A 15,252-nucleotide genomic window follows, 5' to 3' on the forward strand; every position below is an offset into this window, starting at 1 on the left:
ATTACGAAAAGCTTGTACATATCCATGTATAAAGAAGGTGATACAGTGAAAAAGTATGTAACTCGTATACATGGGAAGAAACTAATCTCGTTACTCTTTCTATATGCACTAGTAGTAATTATTATTGCGTCGATTGTGACGTCACTTTTACATACAATGAAATCTTATTATGCAAATCAATGGTTTGGAAAAGTATCGATGCAAGGTTTTGTTCAAATGATAGAAAGTGAGAATCATTACTATGGATATGATTATTTTAAAAAATATAAACGAGACTCAGTTGGAAGTTTACTATTCTCTATCGCGACGGATTTGAAAATTAAAGATTTAAGAACATTCGTTGGTAAAGAAGTACCCGGTATGTCAAAGTATTATTCTAACATTATCGTAGCTGGTGAAGGGACGAACTATACGAATATTCCTAATGAATCTAGTGTAGCAATTGAAGAAGTAACGAAAGAACGAGAAGTAGCAAAAGATAAAGTTACAGAAGCAGAAAAGAAAAATCCAGTGCAGAAAAAGAATGGAACGAAAAAAGGAGAAAGCGCAGTATACATTTATCATACACATAGCTGGGAATCTTTTTTTCCATTGTTACCAGGGGCTACCGATCCATCAAGTCCAGATGTAAATGTATCCTTACTAGGAGAACGTATGAAAGAGCAACTTGAAGGACAAGGAATTCCGGTAATTCATGATAAAACGAATATGGGGGATTTATTAGCGAGTAAAAAATGGAAGTGGCCGCAATCATATAAAGCGTCTCATGAATATGTAAAAGAAACATTAGCACAAAATAATAAAATTGCGTTTCCGATTGATATACATCGTGATGACCAGCGCAAGAAGGTAACAACAAAAGTCATTAACGGGAAATCATATGCAAGAGTATATTTTATTATTGGGATGGAAAACGAAGGGCGTGCTGAAAATGAAAAAATCGCAAGGGCGATCAATAGTTATTTAGATGAAAACTATTACGGATTAAGTAGAGGGATTTTTCCGAAGTATAAAAAAGATGGAAATGGGGTTTATAACCAAGATTTATCTAAAAACGCAATATTAATTGAAGTTGGTGGTGTGGATAATACGTTAGATGAACTATATAATACCATTGATGTGTTAACGGAAGCGTTTAGTAAGTATTATTGGAACAATGCGGAGAAAGTGAATGGGTGAGGAACGGGAAACTGTTCCTTTTTTGTGTTACTTAAAAAATTATTAAGATTTCATAATGTGAAATAAGAGAGGGATTGTACCTATTAAAATTGATATAATGATTGAAAATTCAGTCATCTAATAGAGTTTCTAAACTTTTTAGTATATTATTATGGAAAATTGGAGGGGAAAGAATGGCAATTAGAACAGGGGAACAGTATATTGAAGGGTTGCGAAAAAGAAATCCTGAAATTTGGATTGGTGGAAGAAAAGTAACGGATGTAGTAAATGAAGATGTTTTTCGCGAACCTATTTTACAAATTGCTAACTTATATGATATGCAGCACAATCCAGAATATCAGGATAAGATTACTCATATATGCGAAGAGACAGGCGAAAGAGTCTCAAATGCATTTTTAGTGCCCAAAAATTATGAGGACTTAAAAGCACGTCGTGAATTATTTGAAGTGTGGGCAAAAGCTACGTTTGGTTTAATGGGAAGAACACCTGACTTTTTAAATGTAACAGTTACTTCAATGGCAAGTAATTCGTGGTTTTTTGAGAAGTTCAATTCAGAATGGGGAGCGAATATAAAAAATTATTATAAACATATACGGGATAATGATTTGTTTTTAACACATGCGATTATTAATCCGCAAAATGATCGGAGTAAGGCTTCTCATCAACAAGAAGATGAAACGATGCATTTAGGTGTAGTAAGTGAAACAGCGGAAGGAATGTATGTAAGTGGTGCAAAAATGTTAGCGACACTTGCTCCAATTACAGACGAGGTAATTATATATTCTTATCCAAGTTTTAAACCAGGTGATGAACGTCATGCCATCTCTTTTGCAGTTCCAATTGATGCACCAGGACTAAGAATTCTTTGTCGTGAGCCAATGCAAGATGGAAAACGCTCTCTATTTGATCATCCACTTGCATCAAGGTTTGAGGAGATGGATGCATTACTAGTATTTCATAATGTGTTTATCCCGTGGGATAAAGTATTTATTTATCAAAATATAGAAGCTGGGAATCAATTGTATCCTAAAACGGGAATTGGTCATCAACCAGCGCATCAATCTGGGGTAAGAGGATTAGTTAAGCTTTCTTTCGCTGCTGAAGTAGCTATGAAATTAGCAGATTCGATAGGAGTAGATGGATTTTTAAATGTACAAAACCAGTTAGCAGAGCTTATGCAAGATGTCGAAACGATACGAGCTCTCTTACAAGTAGCTGAATATGAATATGAATATGAAACGAATCCATATGGAGAAGTTGTTCCTGCAAGGTTGCCACTTGATACAATACGCAGTTTATTACCTAAAATGTATCCGCGTGCAATTGAGATTATTCAAACCATTGGTGCTGGTGGATTATTAATGTCACCGACAGGTGCAGATTTCATGAATCCTGAAATTCAAGACGATATGGAAAAATACTATATTGGGCGTGAAGGAGTATCTTCTGAAGAACGAGTTCGTTTATTTAAATTAGCATGGGATTTATGTGGAGAGGCTTTTGGACAACGATTATTACAATATGAGCGTTATTATTCTGGAGATCCGGTGCGCAAAATGGGAATGTTTTATAATGCGTACAAAAAACAACAAACGTTTTCTCTAGTGAACAATGCGTTGCAATCGAGTTCATCAGAAGGTGCTTTAAGCTAAATGAAAATGTTTGCGCTTACATTTTTATTTAGAAAAGGAAGGAGCAACAGATGATAACAAGAATTTTACTGTTAGGATGTAAATCTTCTTATATTTTTAACAACATCTAAAACTAGAGAACTGTAACTGGAATAGGGGAGGTAAATGATTTGATCGCTTCTATCAGTAAAATTTGCAAAATTCTAAATTGCTTCACGAGCGATGAACCGGTACTAGGAAATTCTGAAATAGCGGAAAAATTAAAGATGAATGCTAGTACGGTTCACCACCTCGTACGTACGTTGTGTGAAGAAGGAATGCTCATTCAAGATGAGCAAAGGAAATATAGACTAGGTTGGAAGTTGTTAGAGTGGGGAAACCAAGTAATGTTTCAGCAAGAAATATATAGTGGGGCAATACCGCTTGTAGAAGAGCTTGTAAGAAATTTTAGTGGTACTGTACATATTGGTATGTTTGATCGAGGTGATGTTGTATTTATTTTGAAGGTTTCATCGAAGGAGTCCGTTCAAATTTCAACACATGTTGGATCAAGAGAACCTGCATATTGTACAAGTACAGGGAAAGTACTGCTTTCATTTAATTCATCTTCCTTAGAATATACTTCAGAAAAAGGGCTTTTACCACGAGCGCCTAATACAATTACTTGCGAAAAACAATTCCAGACAGAGTTACAGAAGATTCGTAAGCAAGGCTATTCAATTAGTGATAATGAAAATGAGCATGGACTGTATGGGATTGCTGCTCCTATTCGATCTTATACCGGGAGAACTATTGCTGCGCTTAATATTGTTGGACCTATATCGTATATGCAGGGAAGTAATCGTGAAATCATAATTCAAAGCGTGATGAATACGGCAAATTTGATTTCAAAGGAATTTGGTTATTTAGAAATTTAACTCTAGAAGAAGAGAGATGAGAGTCATTTATATACATGAGCAGTGTATACCTGAATTAACGAAATCCATTGTTTCAATTGGTGCTTTTGATGGTGTACATAAAGGACATCAAGCTGTTATTAAAAATGCGATTGAGAAGGCAAAGGAATTAAAGATAACAAATGTTGTGTATACATTTGATCCACCACCACGCTCTTATTTTCAAGGGGCGCAAATATTAACACCCATTGAAGAGAAGGTGAAACGTCTTCAAAATCTCGGTGTTGAACATGTGATTGTAATTCGGTTTGATGAGTCATATGTAACAAAAAGTGCGAGTTGTTTTATTCAAGATTTAATAAGGCTAAACCCTGTAGAAATTTATATTGGTCAAGATTTTAGGTTCGGAAAAAATCGAGAAGGTAATATAGAGCTGCTAAGAGCACACTTCAATATTTCTATAGTGAAAGATGTTTGCTGTGAAGACGGTGAGCGAATATCTTCAACGAGAATTAGAAATTATGTATGTCATGGAGAGTTGCAAAAGTCTAGCTCTTTACTCGGTTGGTCTTTTAAAACGATATAAATAAAAGAAATAATGAGGAGGAAACAATATGTCTAAAACATTGCAATCTTTTAATTTACTAAAATGGATTGATGAGAATAAGGAGTTATTGAAGCCGCCAGTAAATAACAAAGTTATTTGGCAAGATTCGGAATTTATCGCCATGATATTAGGTGGTCCAAATAGAAGACGTGATTTCCACGTAGATCCTTCAGATGAATTTTTCTATCAAATTAAAGGTGAATGTTATGTGGAATGTATTACAGAGGAAGGTAAGCGAGAAGTCGTCACAGTAAAAGAAGGGGATGTATTTATGCTACCAGCCATGGTACCACATTCACCACATCGCGTTGCTAACACATTTGGGCTAGTAATTGAAAGAAAACGTAGCCAAGGAGAACTTGAGGATTTCGTTTGGTTCTGTGACGAGTGTAATCATGAAATGCATCGTGTACGTGTTCAATTAAATGATATTGAAAAACAAGTAAAAGAAGCAATTCATAGTTTTAATTCAAATAAGGAAATTCGAGCATGTAAGAACTGCGGTCACATTATGCCAGAAGAAGTGGAGGAATGGAAGTGCGAATAGATTTTCATACACATATTATTCCTGAAACTTTTCCTGATTTTGAAGAGAAGTTTGGTGGCGGTCGTTGGCCAATATTAAATCGGACTTGTACATGTGGTGCAAGTATTATGGTTGGAGGTAAAAACTTTCGTGACGTGACAGACCAAGTGTGGTGCCCTAAGAAAAGAATTGAAGATATGGACCGTGAAGGTGTAGATATTCAAGTTTTATCGCCAATCCCGGTTACATTTTCGTATTGGGCAAAACCAGAGGAAGCTGAAAGCATGGCACGTATTCAAAATGATTTTATTGCAGAAACAGTTTTAGCACATCCAGATCGTTTTGTAGGGTTAGGAACGGTTCCGATGCAAGATGGAGAAACTGCAATTCGTGAAATGGAGCGTTGTATAACGGAATTAAATTTACATGGTATTGAAATTGGTACAAACGTAAATGGAAAAAATTTAGATGATCCATCGTTTATTGAATTCTTTCGAATGGCCGAAAAGTGGCAAGTTCCGATTTTTATTCATCCATGGGAAACATTAGGGCGCGATAGAATGCCTCACCATAATTTTATGTATACAGTCGGGATGCCAAGTGAAACAGCACTTGCGGCAGCTACCCTAATATGCAGTGGGATAATGGAGAAGTTTCCACGGTTAAAAGTTTGTTTTGCTCATGGTGGTGGGTCTTTTCCATATATTTTGCCACGGTTAGATCAAGGATGGAAAGTGTGGCCGCATTTACGGTTGACCACTCACCCGCCTAGTTATTATGCAAAGAAATTTTATTTTGATTCTTTAAATTATGATCCTATGAATTTGAAATATATGATTGAAAGATTTGGACATGAAAAAATTTTTATGGGTTCGGATTATCCATTTTTATTGCGAGAAATTGATCCTGGCAAAGTGATTGATGAAACAGTTGGTTTATCGGAGGAACAAAAAGCAGCAATGCTTGGGGGAAATGCAGCAGAATTTTTAAATATTGATATAAAAAAACGAGGTGTAGCATATGCAGAGAGTACAAACACCTGAGGACAAACTAAGTGAGTTAGGAATTACACTACCAGCTATTCGCCCTGCGGTTGGAAATTATGTTAGTTGTGTAAAAGTAGGTAACTTATTATTTACTGCTGGACAAGGTGTAGATGAGTATCACGGGAAATTAGGCAAGGATATTTCAATTGATGAAGGATATAAAGCAGCGAGACAATCCATGTTGAATTTATTAAGTGTTGTAAGAAACGAACTAGGGGATTTAAATAAGGTGAAACGAGTTGTAAAGCTGCTTGGCTTTGTAAATAGTACGGAAGATTTTATCAATCAGCCAAAAGTAATGAACGGGGCATCTGATTTATTAGTAGAGATTTTTGGAGAAAAGGGAAAACACGCCCGCTCTGCAGTCGGTATGGCTCAATTACCTAATAACACAACAATTGAAATTGAGATGGTTTTAGAAGTTGAGGAATAGGAGGCGAGGAAGGTGAACAAAGAATTATTAGATGACAAAATGAAAGTAAAAGATGCGAAATTGTTTATTGATGGACAATATGTGGATTCCATATGTGGTGAAACGTTTGATACGTTCAATCCAGCGACGAATAGAAAGTTAGCTTCTGTAGCGAAGGCAAATGAAGAGGATACAAAAAGAGCGATTGATGTGGCAGAACGAACATTTAAAAGTGGGATTTGGAGTAAAATGCCTGTTGAAGAACGATCGGATATTTTATGCAAAATGTCGGATTTAATTATGGAAAGAGTGGATGAACTAGCGTATATAGAAACTCTTGATGTTGGAAAACCAATTAAAGAAAGTAAAGGATTCGATATACCACGCGCGGCTCATAATTTTCGTTTCTTTGCTGAAATGGCAAAATATTTGGTACATGAGCATTATGACAAACATAATTTTATGTCATATGCAAAGTACGCTCCAGCGGGAGTGACTAGTTTAATCATTCCTTGGAATTTGCCATTTATGCAAATGACGTGGAAAGCATCAGCGGCACTTGCTTCTGGTAATACAGTTGTTGTTAAACCAGCCTCTTATACGCCTTTAAGTGCAGTTATGCTCGGCGAAATTGCAAATGATGCAGGATTACCTCCAGGTGTACTTAATATTATTACAGGTCCAGGTAATACTGTTGGGACAACAATGACAACCCACCCAGCCGTAAGAAGAATTTCATTTGTTGGAGAAAGTAATACAGGAAAAACAATTATGCGTAATGCATCAGAAAACTTAATACCTGTTTCATTAGAATTGGGAGGTAAATCAGCAAATATCGTATTTGAAGATGCAGATTTAGATGAAGCGGTACAAGGATCGATTGAAGCTATTTATCGGAACCAAGGAGAAATTTGTTTAGCTGGTTCGAGATTACTTGTGCAAGAAAGTGTATATGAACAGTTTTTAGAGAAATTTGTAGCGGCTGTAAAAAGAATAAAAGTTGGAGATCCTCTTTCTGAAGATACAGATATGGGAGCACTAGTATCAAAATCTCATTTAGAAACGGTTGATCGCTATGTAGAAATAGGGATTTCGGAAGGTGCAAAATTAGCCTATGGTGGAAAAAGAGTTGAAAGTTTAATAGAAGGGAATTTTTATGAACCTACTATTCTATATGATGTTGATAATAGTATGCGTGTAGCGCAAGAAGAGATATTTGGTCCAGTTCTAGTTGTTATTCCATTTAAAACGGAGGAGGATGCAATTCGCATTGCGAATGATTCCATTTATGGACTAGCTGGAGTTGTTTGGACCAATGATCTTAGAAGAGCGCAACGAGTGGTTTCACAAATTGATTCAGGCTTACTATGGATTAATTGTTGGTATGTTCGGGATTTACGTACTCCATTTGGAGGTTCGAAGGCTAGTGGAATTGGTAGAGAAGGTGGACGTCATAGTTTTGAATTTTATACGGAAGCTAAGACAGTAACGATGAAATTATAAAGGTGATGTTTAAACTTAAAGTACAAAGAACTCCCATCTAATATTTATGGAAATAAAGTAGATAGATGGGGGTTAGTTACAATGTAAATATTTAGGGATATATAAATTTAAAAATGAGGTGAGAGCAATTGTTAATTAAAGAATTAGCCGATGAACTATTACAAGCTGAAAATTCACGTGTAGGGATACTTCCTTTTACTGAGAGATATGCTAATTTATCTGTTGAGGATGCTTATAATATTCAACTTGAAGTTGTAGGGAGAAAGTTAGAGAGTGGACGTAGCATAATTGGCAAGAAAGTTGGTCTTACAAGTGTTGCAATGCAACAAATGCTTGGGGTAAATGAGCCAGATTATGGACATTTATTAGATGATATGGAGATAGAAAATGGTAGTGAAGTCTCAATGAGTTCCTTTGTATCTCCAAAAATAGAGGCAGAAATAGGATTTGTTTTAGCCGAGGACTTAAATGGTCCTAACATTACATATGTTGACGTACTGATGGCGACGAAATATGTTGTACCTACACTTGAAATAATTGATAGTCGCATTGCTGATTGGAAAATTAAACTGGCTGATACAGTAGCGGATAATGGCTCGTCAGCGAAAGTTGTAATTGGTAATACATTCTCTAGCATCGATAAAATAGATTTACGTACAACTGGGATGACGCTTTATAAAAATAATAGTTTAATTGCAACGGGTGCTGGCGCGGCTGCATTAGGCCATCCTGCGCAAGCTGTTGCTTGGTTAGCTAATAAACTTCATGAATTTAATATTGGATTAAAAGCAGGGGAGTTAATTTTACCAGGTGCGTTATCTGGTGCAGTCTCAGTAAATAGTAAAGATAGTATTCAAGCTGATTTCGGTTCACTAGGATCGGTTTCTGTTACCTTCATATAGATTAAAGGATTGAAAAAGGGGGAATAGATGTGGAGAAAGTAAAGGCGGCTATTATCGGATCGGGTAATATTGGCACGGATTTAATGTATAAATTAAGAAAAAATGAAGTCATAGAGCTAAATGCCATGATTGGAATAGATTCGGAGTCGGATGGTTTAAAGCGAGCAAAAGAAGCGGGATACGAGGTTTTTGATAATGGAATACAAGCAATTATTGATAATCCAAGTTTAGCTGATATTGTATTTGATGCAACTTCAGCTAAAGCACATAGCTATCATGCAAAAGTATTAGGAGAGCTTGGGAAAATAGTAATCGACTTAACACCTGCTGCATGTGGGCCGTTCGTTTGCCCTGCTATACAAAATAATAATTTTGTAGATAAGCAAAACGTTAATATGATTACGTGCGGGGGACAAGCAACGATTCCGATTGTTCATGCTATTAATGAAGTGGCAAATGTTACATATGCAGAGATAGTTGCTACAATTTCAAGTTTAAGTGCAGGTCCAGGTACAAGGGCAAATATTGATGAATTTACAATTACGACGAGGCGTGGAATTGAAGAAATTGGAGGGGCAGATCACGGGAAAGCACTCATTATATTAAACCCTGCAGAGCCTCCTATATTAATGAGAGATACAGTATATTGTGAAGTTAAGTATATGGATGAGGCTTCTATCCAAGAAGCGATTCAAAAGATGGTTGAAGTAGTTAGGACGTATGTTCCAGGTTATTCTTTAAAACAAGAGCCGATGTTTGATGGGAATCGTGTAACTGTATTTTTAGAGGTTGAAGGAGCTGGAGATTATTTTCCTCCTTATGCCGGTAATTTAGATATTATGACAGCGGCAGCATTAAAAGTAGGTGAAGAATTTGCAATGCGGATCATCTCAGAGAAGAAAAGAGGTGTAATGAATGAGGCGAAATAGTGAAATGCCAGTGAAAATAACAGAAGTTTGTTTACGTGATGGAAGCCATGTAATGAAACATCAATTTACAGAAGAACAAGTTCGTTCTGTAACAAGGGCATTAGATGAAGCTGGTATGCATTATATTGAAGTGAGTCATGGAGATGGTTTAGGAGGCTCCACATTACAATATGGAAAGTCATTAGTTAATGAAATGAAGTTGATTGAAGCAGCGGTAGATGAGTGTAAGCAAGCTAAAGTAGCTGTTTTGTTAATTCCTGGTATTGGAACGATCCATGAGTTAAAGCAAGCTGCAAATATTGGTGCGAAACTTGTTCGTGTAGCGACGCATGTAACAGAAGCAGATGTTTCAGCACAGCATATTCAATTTGCGCGTGAGTTAGGTATGGAAGCGTGTGGCTTTTTAATGATGGCACACTCTGCACCGGTTGAAAAGTTAGTAGAACAAGCAAAGCTTATGGAGGACTATGGTGCTGAGGCAATTTATGTAACGGATTCAGCGGGTGCTTTATTGCCTCACGAAGTACGTGAACGTATTCGAGCATTACGTCAATCTTTAAATGTCGAAATTGGTTTCCATGGTCATAATAATCTTTCTGTTGCAGTAGCGAATACAGTGGTGGCAATTGAAGAAGGTGCGACACGTATTGATGGAAGCGTGCGCTGCCTTGGCGCAGGAGCTGGAAATGCCCAAACAGAAGTATTGCTCGCTGTTTTAGACCGTATGGGATATAAGCTAGATATAGATTTATATAAGATGATGGACTTAGCTGAGGATGTTGTTGCACCTTTATTGCCAGCACCGCAAGAAATTCAAAAAGGAAGTCTTGTAATGGGATATGCTGGTGTATATTCTAGCTTTTTATTACATGCTGAAAGAGCGGCAAATCGTTTTGGTGTAGACGCCCGTGATATTTTAATAGAACTCGGGAAAAGAAAAGTAGTTGGTGGACAAGAGGATATGATTTTAGATGTCGCGGCAGAATTAGCAAAGATAAAAATGGGGGTGTAAAAGATGGCTTTAGTAAAAGGGGCAGATATAGAAATTGTTGACTATTTACTTCAGGCTGAAAAAGATAGAAAAGAAGTAGTGAAAGTAACAGATAAGTATCCGGATTTAACGGTGGATGACGCATATAGATTGCAAAAATGTTTAATTGAACAAAAAATGAACGAAGGTTCTAAAAGAGTTGGGGTAAAACTTGGATTAACAAGTAAGGCAAAACAACAAATGATGGGTATTGATGAAGCGATATACGGATATTTGTTGGAAGATATGTTAGCGTTCGAATGGGAGCCATTACAATACGAAACATTGATTCATCCAAAAGTAGAACCAGAGATTGCCTTTTTAATGGGTGAGGATTTACAAGGGACGAATGTGACAGCTGAGGATGTATTAAAGGCAACGAAATATGTTGCGCCAGCTTTAGAAATTATTGATAGTAGGTATTTAAATTTCAAATTTACATTACCTGACGTAATAGCAGATAATTGTTCATCTTCAAAATTTTTGTTAGGAAGTAAGTGGATTGATGTTAAAGATATAGATTTAGCTAATGTAGGGATGGTTATGTCGAAGAATGGTAAGATTGCTACAACTGGAACGGGGGCAGCTGTACTGGGACATCCAGCAGAGGCGATTGCTTGGGCGGTAAATAAACTTGGTTTACAAAATGAAGGATTTAAAAAAGGTGATATCGTATTAAGTGGAGCATTATCAGAAGCGATTGCTTTCAAAGCAGGAGATTCTATTATTGCACAATTTGATGATTTAGGAAGTATAGCGATGTTTTGTGAATAAAAAGTAAAGCGAGAGATAAAAATGCCCATTATACAAATTCAAATAATAGAAGGTAGAAAGAAGGAGCAAATTCAAAATCTAATATTTGATGTTACAGAGGTGGTTGCGAAAAACTTAGATGTAGATGTTGGAAGAGTGCGTGTTCTAGTGAATGAAATCCCGAGTTCACATTGGGGAGTAGGAGGAAAGTCTAAAGCTAGTTTAAAAGAAAGTTAGTAATAAAAGCAATGTTCATTCTTTTATGAATGGGGATTGCTTTTATTATTTTGAAAAGTTTTAATAATATGTTAAAATTTAGTCTTGGTTTTAAGGAGATAAGGGGGCGTAAACATGCAAATACTACTAATACGACACGGAGAATCAGAAGCTGACATTTTACATGTACATGAAGGACGAGCGGACTTTGAATTAACAGAAAAGGGAAGACAGCAAGTACAAAGACTTGTACAGAAAGTGAAAAAGGATTTTGCACCAGATTTCATTTGGGCAAGTACATTAAAACGTGCTCGTGAAACTGCTGAAACGTTAGCTGAAGGAATTGGGTGTCCAATTCAATTAGAAGAGGAATTAATGGAGTTTAATAATGGGGTACAAGCCGGCTTGTCTTTTGAAGAAGCAAAGAAATATCCTGAGCCAAAGTTTCTTCATGACCGTTTTGAAAATGGTGAATCATTTATCGAATTTCGAATGAGGATAGAAGGAATATTTTCTAAAATCGTGATAGAAAATACATATAATCGAATTGCAATTGTTGCACACGGTGGTGTAATAAATAGTATTTTACGAGCGTTTTTCCAAATGCCAATTTCAATGGACTATTATTTTAAAATGGGAGATACGGGAATAAGTTTGATTGAACTTACGGATAAACAGAAAACGGTTCATTTTATAAATGATACAAATCATTTAGATGGAATGTAAGCGGATATGTACAAAGTTGTATTTTTTGATGTTGACGGTACGCTTTTAAACGAGATTGATAGAAGTATGCACGAAAGTACAAAAGAAGCGATACAAAGATTAATAGATAAAGGAATTCACGTAGTCGTTACAACTGGGAGACCATATAGTTTATGCTCACAATTTAAAGATTTGGGCATAAATATGTTTATTTCTGCAAACGGTGCACATATCAAGTGTGAGGAAGAGGTCATACATAAATCGGTACTTTCAAGAGAAATTGTGCAGGATATTTCAAATTTCGCTGAGTTACATGGTCATGGTGTTTCTTATTTTACAGAGGATTTTGCAATGAATAATATTGCCTCAAAAGATGAACGTGTAATACGAGCATTAAACGAAACTTTAAATTTAGAGCGGTATCCTGACAAAGTTAGAAACTTATCAGAAGAGATTTATTGTGTATGTCTGTATGCTGATGAAACAGAAGCTCTAAAATTCTTTGAAAGATATCCAGCACTTACGTTTGAACGTTTTCATAGTTACGTTATGAATGTATTAGAAGATAATAAAGTATCAAAATTAACGGCTATTCAAAAGGTATTGGAGCATTTAAACATTTGTAAATCAGAAGCAATTGCTTTTGGCGACGGTGGAAATGATATTGAGATGTTGCAGTATGTAGGATTAGGGATTGCGATGGAGAATGGCGGAAAAGAGTTAAAAACAAGAGCAGATTTCGTTACAAAGAAATCAAGTGAAGGTGGCATTTCTTTTGCTTTAAAAGAGTTTGGGATTATTTGAAAAAATAATTTGTCAGCGTAAAAAAATCCTGTGTTAATAACAGGATTTTTTTGTCTAACAATATTCTTGCAATAAAAGGAAGAATGTGAGTATAATGAAAAATAGTTAGGTAAGCTAATTAATTAAGGGGAAAGGAGAGTGAAGATGAATGGATTCAAGAAAAGATTCTCTTCCTTTAGGGATTGAACCTTATGCAGAGTTAATAAAAAAGACAGCATCAGCGGATACGGATCCAATCGCAGCAAAACTTGGTTTGTTAATGTTATGGACGTCTGATAATGTTCTTGATGCTGTTGACCTAGATTTAGCTCCGCTTGGTATTTCGGAAAGTAAATTAGATTTTTTACTGTTGTTTATTTTGCGTGAAATGGAATCGAATGGGGAAGAAGTGAACATGAGTCCTTCGGGGATTGCGAGTCGATTAGGGATTACACGTGCTTCTGTCACTGGTTTATTAGATTGGATGGAGAAACGAGAGTTAATCGTAAGATTCCATCATTCTGAAGATCGAAGAAGATTAAAGGTGAAAATTACTCCGAAAGGAAAAGAACTAGTTACGCATTCTTTACCAACTTTTTGGTTATCTTGCGCTTCGTTAGTTGATGACTTTAATCAAGAAGAGCGTCAAGTTTTAGAGAAGCTATTAAATAAAATGCAAGTAACTATGCAGGTGAAATTAGGAGAAGGTAGGTAAATAAGTTGATTATGAAGGTCAACTTATTTATTTGGATATATAATTAGGTTACCTTATTATATGCTTAACTAACTGTATAGGTGGCGGTGATAAGTTTTGCGATGTAATTAAAATAAGTAACAGTTAAAGGAATGTTATTTTGAGTGCTTTGGAGATTTTAAACTGATAAAACAAATCGTAATAAGGGAGAGATTTTATGATGGAAATACGAAAGGAAGTAAATAGTGAAAAGAATTACACAATAATGACAGCTGTATTATGTTGGTCGGGTATGGTAGTTATGTCTAGCCTATATGTAACAATACCTTTAATCGCTCTATTTTCAGACCTTTTTAATGCTTCACTAGCGCAATCTGCAGCTACAGGCAGTATATTTTCTGTTGGTTTTGCTATAGGTTGTTTGTTATTTGGGGCAATCTCTGATAAATATGGGCGGAAAAAAGTGATCTTTATTGGATTGCTCGCACTGTCGATTATTTCTTTTTCCTTAGGGTTTGTAGATAGTCTATTTTGGCTTGTTATTTTTAGAGGATTACAGGGTATAGCAGCAGCTACATTTTCTCCAGTAGCGTTAGCTTACGTTGTAGAAATGTTTCCAGTAGAAAAAAAGGTTACAACAATAGGATTTGTTAGTACCGGTTTTTTAGTAGCTGGAATTGCAGGGCAAGTAATAAGTACTGCTGTTAGTCAGCATTTTGGATGGCATATGGTGTTCTTTCTTCTTAGTATTGTCTATATCATTACTGCTGTAGGGGTTCATTATTTTCTTCCGAAAGGGGAAACGTTTCAGTCCTATACTGATATTTTGGGACCAATTAAACAGATGGGTAAAGTCTTTACACATAAAAGCTTAGTATTGAGCTATATGATTGCGTTTGTTTTATTAATGGCTTTTGTTAATATGTATACTGTTTTAGGGAATTATTTGAGCTCTCCTACTTACAATTTAACTGCAGAACAAATCCTTTATTTTCGCTTAGCGGGGCTATTTGGTATGATGCTGTCACCGATTGCGGGGCGTTTAACAAAGAGTTTCGAAGTAAGGAAAGTTCTTCAGGGTGGATTGTTGGTCGCTATTTTTAGTCTAAGTTCAATGGGCTTTGTTTCGCATCTGCCTCTACTTGTCATGATGAGTGTTTGTTTTGTAATAGGTATTGCTATATCCGTTCCATCCTTAGTTACACTTGTCGGTCAATTAGGAGGAAATGCACGAGGGATAGCGGTTTCTATTTATACTTTCATTTTATTTTTAGGAACAAGTATAGGACCTATCATTTCTATTTATCTTATGAAAATAGGGGACTATGCTCAGACGTTTATTTTATTAGGATTGATACTCTTTATTGGTTTTGTTGTTTCGCTCTTTATAAATAACGAATCTATGTTTGATAAGGCGTGAAATTGGTTTATATAAAGTGA

At 35.9% G+C, this 15,252-nt stretch carries 17 protein-coding genes; all 17 read left to right on the top strand.

The features are described 5' to 3' along the window. The first annotated feature begins 45 nt into the window (after positions 1-45). The 17 genes from spoIIP to QUF93_RS12310 all read left to right on the top strand — a co-directional run bounded on the left by spoIIP (position 46) and on the right by QUF93_RS12310 (position 15,232). Complete coding sequence (gene spoIIP / locus QUF93_RS12230) at positions 46-1,179, top strand: stage II sporulation protein P (protein ID WP_353050842.1); 1,134 nt, start codon at positions 46-48, stop codon at positions 1,177-1,179. A 173-nt stretch (positions 1,180-1,352) separates the two neighbouring features. After that, complete coding sequence (locus QUF93_RS12235) at positions 1,353-2,831, top strand: 4-hydroxyphenylacetate 3-hydroxylase family protein (RefSeq protein ID WP_289358939.1); 1,479 nt, start codon at positions 1,353-1,355, stop codon at positions 2,829-2,831. Positions 2,832-2,980: 149 nt separating this feature from the next. Continuing rightward, positions 2,981-3,727 carry an IclR family transcriptional regulator gene (locus tag QUF93_RS12240; protein ID WP_002118649.1) on the top strand — a complete coding sequence of 249 codons (747 nt, stop codon included), beginning with the start codon at positions 2,981-2,983 and terminating at the stop codon, positions 3,725-3,727. Positions 3,728-3,743: 16 nt separating this feature from the next. Further along, positions 3,744-4,292 (top strand): FAD synthetase family protein, encoded by a 549-nt coding sequence (locus QUF93_RS12245; RefSeq protein WP_002118651.1) that lies wholly within the window; start codon positions 3,744-3,746, stop codon positions 4,290-4,292. A 28-nt stretch (positions 4,293-4,320) separates the two neighbouring features. Next, positions 4,321-4,860 (top strand): 3-hydroxyanthranilate 3,4-dioxygenase, encoded by a 540-nt coding sequence (gene nbaC / locus QUF93_RS12250; RefSeq protein WP_088058417.1) that lies wholly within the window; start codon positions 4,321-4,323, stop codon positions 4,858-4,860. After that, the gene (locus tag QUF93_RS12255) at positions 4,845-5,882 is read left to right on the top strand and encodes an amidohydrolase family protein (protein ID WP_289358940.1); all 1,038 of its coding nucleotides are present in this window, start codon (positions 4,845-4,847) and stop codon (positions 5,880-5,882) included. The genes nbaC and QUF93_RS12255 overlap by 16 nt, the downstream gene beginning before the upstream one ends. Beyond that, complete coding sequence (locus QUF93_RS12260; protein WP_289358941.1) at positions 5,860-6,318, top strand: RidA family protein; 459 nt, start codon at positions 5,860-5,862, stop codon at positions 6,316-6,318. The genes QUF93_RS12255 and QUF93_RS12260 overlap by 23 nt, the downstream gene beginning before the upstream one ends. Positions 6,319-6,330: 12 nt before the next feature. Further along, complete coding sequence (locus QUF93_RS12265; protein ID WP_088058419.1) at positions 6,331-7,800, top strand: aldehyde dehydrogenase; 1,470 nt, start codon at positions 6,331-6,333, stop codon at positions 7,798-7,800. A gap of 128 nt (positions 7,801-7,928) precedes the next feature. Then, on the top strand, positions 7,929-8,702 hold the full coding sequence (locus tag QUF93_RS12270) for a 2-keto-4-pentenoate hydratase (protein ID WP_289358942.1): 774 nt from the start codon (positions 7,929-7,931) through the stop codon (positions 8,700-8,702). Positions 8,703-8,731: 29 nt separating this feature from the next. Next, positions 8,732-9,631 (top strand): acetaldehyde dehydrogenase (acetylating), encoded by a 900-nt coding sequence (locus tag QUF93_RS12275; protein WP_289358943.1) that lies wholly within the window; start codon positions 8,732-8,734, stop codon positions 9,629-9,631. Next, entirely contained in the window at positions 9,618-10,643 is a 1,026-nt protein-coding gene (dmpG, locus tag QUF93_RS12280) for a 4-hydroxy-2-oxovalerate aldolase (RefSeq protein WP_289358944.1), read from the top strand. Before QUF93_RS12275 ends, dmpG begins: the two co-directional genes overlap by 14 nt. Before the next feature lie 3 nt (positions 10,644-10,646). Beyond that, positions 10,647-11,435 (top strand): 2-keto-4-pentenoate hydratase, encoded by a 789-nt coding sequence (locus QUF93_RS12285; protein WP_289358945.1) that lies wholly within the window; start codon positions 10,647-10,649, stop codon positions 11,433-11,435. A gap of 15 nt (positions 11,436-11,450) precedes the next feature. Continuing rightward, positions 11,451-11,651, top strand: a complete 201-nt coding sequence (locus QUF93_RS12290; RefSeq protein ID WP_269719847.1) for a 4-oxalocrotonate tautomerase — start codon at positions 11,451-11,453, stop codon at positions 11,649-11,651. 114 nt (positions 11,652-11,765) lie between these two features. Next, on the top strand, positions 11,766-12,356 hold the full coding sequence (locus QUF93_RS12295; protein WP_289358946.1) for a histidine phosphatase family protein: 591 nt from the start codon (positions 11,766-11,768) through the stop codon (positions 12,354-12,356). A 6-nt stretch (positions 12,357-12,362) separates the two neighbouring features. After that, entirely contained in the window at positions 12,363-13,139 is a 777-nt protein-coding gene (locus tag QUF93_RS12300) for a Cof-type HAD-IIB family hydrolase (protein ID WP_289375330.1), read from the top strand. A gap of 148 nt (positions 13,140-13,287) precedes the next feature. Then, entirely contained in the window at positions 13,288-13,833 is a 546-nt protein-coding gene (locus QUF93_RS12305) for a MarR family winged helix-turn-helix transcriptional regulator (protein ID WP_289358948.1), read from the top strand. Between the two features lie 199 nt (positions 13,834-14,032). After that, a complete protein-coding gene (locus tag QUF93_RS12310; RefSeq protein WP_289358949.1) occupies positions 14,033-15,232 on the top strand; it encodes an MFS transporter in 1,200 nt (399 codons plus the stop codon). The last annotated feature ends 20 nt before the right edge of the window (positions 15,233-15,252 follow it).

Source organism: Bacillus hominis, from assembly GCF_030348325.1.
Taxonomy (GTDB): Bacteria; Bacillota; Bacilli; order Bacillales; family Bacillaceae_G; genus Bacillus_A; species Bacillus_A hominis.

What these genes read in the sequence shown, in the direction of transcription:
- QUF93_RS12310 (WP_289358949.1), top strand. Translation starts at nt 14,033, where the DNA reads ATGGAAATACGAAAGGAAGTAAATAGTGAAAAGAATTACACAATAATG.
- QUF93_RS12305 (WP_289358948.1), top strand. Translation starts at nt 13,288, where the DNA reads ATGGATTCAAGAAAAGATTCTCTTCCTTTAGGGATTGAACCTTATGCA.
- QUF93_RS12285 (WP_289358945.1), top strand. Translation starts at nt 10,647, where the DNA reads ATGGCTTTAGTAAAAGGGGCAGATATAGAAATTGTTGACTATTTACTT.
- QUF93_RS12235 (WP_289358939.1), top strand. Translation starts at nt 1,353, where the DNA reads ATGGCAATTAGAACAGGGGAACAGTATATTGAAGGGTTGCGAAAAAGA.
- QUF93_RS12260 (WP_289358941.1), top strand. Translation starts at nt 5,860, where the DNA reads ATGCAGAGAGTACAAACACCTGAGGACAAACTAAGTGAGTTAGGAATT.
- QUF93_RS12255 (WP_289358940.1), top strand. Translation starts at nt 4,845, where the DNA reads ATGGAAGTGCGAATAGATTTTCATACACATATTATTCCTGAAACTTTT.
- QUF93_RS12300 (WP_289375330.1), top strand. Translation starts at nt 12,363, where the DNA reads ATGTACAAAGTTGTATTTTTTGATGTTGACGGTACGCTTTTAAACGAG.
- QUF93_RS12245 (WP_002118651.1), top strand. Translation starts at nt 3,744, where the DNA reads ATGAGAGTCATTTATATACATGAGCAGTGTATACCTGAATTAACGAAA.
- nbaC (WP_088058417.1), top strand. Translation starts at nt 4,321, where the DNA reads ATGTCTAAAACATTGCAATCTTTTAATTTACTAAAATGGATTGATGAG.
- QUF93_RS12295 (WP_289358946.1), top strand. Translation starts at nt 11,766, where the DNA reads ATGCAAATACTACTAATACGACACGGAGAATCAGAAGCTGACATTTTA.
- dmpG (WP_289358944.1), top strand. Translation starts at nt 9,618, where the DNA reads ATGAGGCGAAATAGTGAAATGCCAGTGAAAATAACAGAAGTTTGTTTA.